This is a genomic window from Streptomyces sp., from assembly GCF_050698815.1.
Lineage (GTDB): Bacteria > Actinomycetota > Actinomycetes > Streptomycetales > Streptomycetaceae > Streptomyces.
In genome coordinates this window covers 1-5626 of the sequence record NZ_JBOHCV010000707.1, presented here as the reverse complement: position 1 = coordinate 5626, position 5626 = coordinate 1, and the positions used below count along the sequence as shown (strand labels likewise).

Here is a 5626-nt window from a genome sequence, read left to right as displayed (position 1 = left end):
CTCGTGGGTCTCGGACTCGCTGAGTCCGGCTCGCTCGGCGGCGTCCTTGGCGACGAGCACGGCCTGGTAGGTGGCGGGCACGACCTTGTGGAAGCGGCCGACCACCGCGTCCCAGTCGGCGAGGAGCGCGGCGGCCACGGTGGACCCGGTCTCCTCTTGGTGACGGCGCACCACGTCGTGCAGCCATTTCTTGTCGTCGGCGTCGAGTGCGCGGACGTCGTCCCGCAGCCCCGCGTTGACGTTGGCGGGATCGAGGTCGATGACGTAGGCGGTACCGCCGGACATGCCGGCGCCGAAGTTGCGGCCCGTTTCGCCCAGTACGACCGCCGCGCCGCCCGTCATGTACTCGCAGCCGTGGTCGCCCACGCCTTCGGAGACGACGGTCGCGCCGGAGTTGCGTACGCAGAAGCGCTCGCCCACGCGCCCGCGCAGGAACATCTCGCCGCCGGTCGCGCCGTAGGCGAGGGTGTTCCCCGCGATGGTGGAGAACTCGGCGAGGTGGTCGGCGCCGCGGTCCGGGCGCACCACCAGCCGGCCGCCGGAAAGCCCCTTGCCGACATAGTCGTTGGCGTCGCCCTCCAGGCGCAGCGTGATGCCACGCGGCAGGAAGGCGCCGAAGGACTGGCCCGCGGAGCCGGTGAAGGTGATGTCGATGCTGTCGTCGGGCAGGCCCGCGCCGCCGAACTTCTTCGTCACCTCGTGCCCGAGCATGGTGCCCACGGTCCGGTTGATGTTGCGGATCGCGAGCTGGCCGCGTACCGGCTGGGCCGACTCCGCCACGTCGGCGGACAGCGCGTCGGCCGAGAGCTTGATCAGCTCGTTGTCGAGTGCCTTGGCCAGGCCGTGGTCCTGCTCGATGGCCTGGTGGCGCACCGCGCCCTCGGGCAGGTCCGGTACGTGCAGCAGCGGAGCCAGGTCCAGGCCCTGCGCCTTCCAGTGGTCGACGGCCCGGCTGACGTCCAGCACTTCGGCGTGGCCGATGGCCTCGTTCAGAGTGCGGAAGCCCAGCTCGGCGAGGAGCTCGCGGACCTCCTCGGCGATGAACCGGAAGAAGTTCACGACGTGTTCGGCCTTGCCGTTGAAGCGCTCGCGCAGCACCGGGTTCTGGGTGGCGATGCCGACCGGACAGGTGTCCAGGTGGCACACCCGCATCATGACGCAGCCGGAGACCACCAGCGGGGCGGTCGCGAAGCCGAACTCCTCGGCACCCAGCAGCGCGGCGACGATCACGTCCCGGCCGGTCTTGAGCTGCCCGTCGGTCTGCACGACGATGCGGTCGCGCAGCCCGTTGAGCAGCAGCGTCTGCTGGGTCTCGGCCAGTCCGAGCTCCCAGGGGCCGCCCGCGTGCTTGAGCGAGGTGAGCGGCGAGGCGCCCGTACCGCCGTCGTGCCCGGAGATGAGCACCACGTCGGCGTGCGCCTTGGAGACGCCCGCGGCGACGGTGCCGACGCCGACCTCGGAGACCAGCTTGACGTGGATGCGCGCCTGGGGGTTGGCGTTCTTCAGGTCGTGGATGAGCTGGGCGAGGTCCTCGATGGAGTAGATGTCGTGGTGCGGCGGCGGCGAGATGAGGCCGACGCCGGGCGTGGAGTGCCGCGTCTTGGCGACCCAGGGGTAGACCTTGTGGCCGGGCAGCTGGCCGCCCTCGCCGGGCTTGGCGCCCTGGGCCATCTTGATCTGGATGTCGTCGGAGTTGACGAGGTACTCGCTGGTGACGCCGAAGCGGCCGGAGGCGACCTGCTTGATGGCGGAGCGGCGGGCCGGGTCGTAGAGCCGGTCAGGGTCCTCGCCCCCCTCACCGGTGTTGGACTTGCCGCCCAGCTGGTTCATGGCGATGGCGAGGGTCTCGTGCGCCTCCTGGGAGATGGAGCCGTAGGACATGGCTCCGGTGGAGAACCGCTTGACGATCTCGGCGGCCGACTCCACCTCCTCGATCGGGACCGAGGGGCGGTCCTCCTTCAGCTGGAAGAGGCCGCGCAGCGTCATCAGCCGCTCGGACTGCTCGTCCACGCGCTGCGTGTACTGCTTGAAGACGTCGTAGCGGCCGGAGCGGGTGGAGTGCTGCAGCCGGAAGACCGTGTCCGGGTCGAACAGGTGCGGCTCTCCCTCGCGGCGCCACTGGTACTCGCCGCCGATCTCCAGCAGGCGGTGCGCCGGGGCGATGCCGGTGGCGGGGTAGGCCTTGGCGTGCCGGGCGGCGACCTCCCTGGAGATCACATCGAGGTCGGCGCCGCCGATCTTGGTGGTGGTGCCGTGGAAGTAGGTGTCCACGAAGGAGTCGTCCAAGCCGACGGCTTCGAAGACCTGGGCGCCGCGGTAGGAGGCGACGGTGGAGATGCCCATCTTGGACATCACCTTGAGCACGCCCTTGCCGAGCGCCTTGATCAGGTTGCCGATGGCTTCCTCGGCGGGCATGTCGCCGGGCAGGAAGGTGCCGGCCGAGACCAGGTCCTCGACGCTCTCCATGGCGAGGTAGGGGTTGACGGCGGCCGCCCCGTAGCCGATGAGCAGTGCGACGTGGTGCACCTCGCGCACGTCGCCCGCCTCGATCAGCAGGCCGACCTCGGTGCGCTGCTTGTTACGGATCAGGTGGTGGTGCACCGCGGAGGTGAGCAGCAGCGACGGGATCGGCGCGTGCTCGGCGTCGGAGTGCCGGTCGGAGAGCACGATCAGCCGGGCGCCCGCCTCGATGGCGGCGTCGGCCTCGACGCAGATCTCCTTGAGCCGGTCGGCCAGGCCCTTGCCGCCGTCGTGCACTCGGTAGAGGCCGGAGAGGGTGGAGGCCTTGAAGCCGGGCAGGTCGCCGTCGGCGTTGATGTGGATGAGCTTGGCCAGCTCATCGTTGTCGATCACGGGGAAGGGCAGGGTCACGCTGCGGCAGGAGGCGGCGGTCGGGTCCAGCAGGTTTCCCTGCGGCCCGAGCGAGGAGTGCAGCGAGGTGACCAGTTCCTCGCGGATGGCGTCCAGCGGCGGGTTGGTGACCTGCGCGAACAGCTGGGTGAAGTAGTCGAAGATCAGCCGCGGTCGGTCGGAGAGGGCCGCGATGGGCGAGTCCGTGCCCATGGAGCCGATCGGCTCCGCGGCGGCCTTGGCCATCGGCGCGAGCAGGACGCGCAGCTCCTCCTCGGTGTAGCCGAAGGTCTGCTGGCGGCGGGTGACGGAGGCGTGCGTGTGCACGATGTGCTCGCGCTCGGGCAGGTCGGCCAGCTTGATCAGCCCGGCCTCCAGCCATTCCTGGTACGGCTGCTCGCCGGCGAGCTGCTGCTTGATCTCGTCGTCCTCGATGATGCGGTGCTCGGCGGTGTCCACGAGGAACATCCGGCCGGGCTGCAGCCGCCCCTTGCGTACGACGCGGGAGGGGTCGATGTCGAGCACGCCGACCTCGGAGCCGAGCACGACGAGGCCGTCGTCGGTGACCCAGTAGCGGCCGGGCCGCAGGCCGTTGCGGTCCAGCACGGCGCCGACCTGGGTGCCGTCGGTGAAGGTGACGCAGGCAGGGCCGTCCCAGGGCTCCATCATCGTGGAGTGGTACTGGTAGAAGGCGCGCCGGGCGGGGTGCATGGAGTCGGTGGACTCCGGGCTCTCCCACGCCTCGGGGACCATCATCAGCACCGAGTGCGGCAGCGAGCGCCCGCCCAGGTGCAGCAGCTCCAGGACCTCGTCGAAGGTGGCGGAGTCGGAGGCGCCGGGCGTGTTCACCGGGAAGATCCGCTCCAGGCTCCCGGCGTCCTCGCCCTCACGGCCCGGTCCGAACAGGTCCGAGCGCAGCTGGGACTCGCGGGCCCGCATCCAGTTGCGGTTGCCCTGCACCGTGTTGATCTCGCCGTTGTGCGCGACGAAGCGGTACGGGTGCGCCAGCGGCCAGCTCGGGAAGGTGTTGGTGGAGAAGCGGGAGTGGACCAGCGCGATGGCGCTGGTGAAGCGCCGGTCGGACAGGTCGGGGAAGAAGGGTTCCAGCTGCCCCGTGGTGAGCATGCCCTTGTAGACGACGGTGCGTGCGGAGAGCGACGGGAAGTAGACCCCGGCCTCACGCTCGGCGCGCTTGCGCAGCACGAACGCGAGCCGGTCCAGTGCGATGCCCGTACGCGGCGTGTGCGCGGCTTCGCCTTCCGCCGCGTCCTTCACGAACAGCTGGCGGAAGACCGGCATCGTCGCGCGGGCGCCGGCACCGAGCAGTTCGGGGGCGACCGGGACGTCACGCCAGCCGAGGACGCTCAGTCCCTCTTCGGACGCGAGCGTCTCGATGTGTGAGACGGCGGTCGCGGCCTCGTCCTCGTCGGCGGGCAGGAAAGCGATGCCCACGGCGTAGGCGCCGGCCTCGGGAAGGGAGAAGCCGGCGGTCTCGCGCAGGAAGGCGTCCGGAACCTGGAGCAGCAGACCGGCGCCGTCGCCGGTGTCCGGGTCGGAGCCGGTGGCGCCTCGGTGCTCCAGGTTGCGCAGTACGGTCAGCCCCTGCTCGACCAGGTCGTGGCTGGGCTCCCCGGTCAGTGTCGCCACGAAGCCGACCCCGCAGGCGTCGTGCTCGTGCCGGGGGTCGTACATCCCCTGCTTGGCAGGGTGGGCCGCCTGAGACGCTGAACGCATCGGCTCTCCCGTCGTCGTAGTGGCTTTCAGCTCCCCCTGGTTCGACCTGGGGGACCCCTCCCAGACCGGGTCTGGGACAGCGGGCACCGAGGGACGACGTTGGCCCTCTGCAGAACAAATTTCCGTGAAGGTTACATGATGGACCACACCCCGAAAAACGTATGCCCCATCTCGGAGTGTGGAATCGGTGACCACATGGCGATACGCAAAGGGGCTGTCCCGGGAACCTGCGGCGGAGGTGTGGGTGGCCCCTGCGCAGGGACGCGATGCTCGGACCCGGTGCGGGCTTCATTGCTCGCGGGCCTTACCGCTTCTGCCCCGCCCCCGGTGGCCTGAAACCGCCAAGTAACAAGAAGATCGTACGGCGGGCGCCTCGGCAGAGAACTCTTCGCTCTCCATGGTGTCACCCCACAGCCACACCGAAGGCCACACCCAAACCGTACGTCACAGCCGCCGCAGCGGCCCCGAGCGCCAACTGCCGGAGCCCGCTGAACCACCACTGCCGCGCCGTGACCCTGGAGACGATCGCACCGCAGGCGAAGAGCCCCGCGAGCGCCAGCACCACGGCGTACCAGAGCGAGGTCGCACCCAGCAGATACGGCAGTACGGGCAGTACGGCCCCGACCGAGAAGGAGAGGAAGGAGGAGACCGCCGCGACCCTCGGCGAGGGCAGATCGGAGGGGTTCACCCCCAGCTCCTCGCGGGCGTGCGTCTCCAGGGCCTTCTCCGGATCCTCGTGCAGCTGCTGGGCGACCGCCATGGCCAGCTCGGGCTCGACACCCCGCGCCTGGTAGACCTCGGCGAGCTCCTTCAGTTCGTCCTCGGGGTGGCGCCGCAACTCGCGCCGCTCCACCTCCAGTTCGGCCTGCACCAGCTCGCGCTGCGAGGCGACGGAGGTGTACTCCCCCGCGGCCATGGAGAAGGCACCGGCCACCAGCCCGGCGAGACCGGAGATCACGATGGTCTGGGAGGAGGCCGAGCTGCCCGCGACTCCGGTCACCAGGCCGAGGTTGGAGACCAGGCCGTCCATGGCGCCGAACAC

General features: G+C 70.2%; 2 protein-coding genes. Both read right to left on the bottom strand.

What is annotated here, in order from left to right:
- The coding region (gltB, locus tag ACRDP3_RS25045) for a glutamate synthase large subunit (RefSeq protein WP_431519263.1) at nt 1–4584 on the bottom strand (4584 nt) is incomplete at its 3' end.
- Between the two features lie 403 nt (nt 4585–4987).
- The coding region (locus ACRDP3_RS25040; protein WP_431519262.1) for a VIT1/CCC1 transporter family protein at nt 4988–5626 on the bottom strand (639 nt) is incomplete at its 5' end.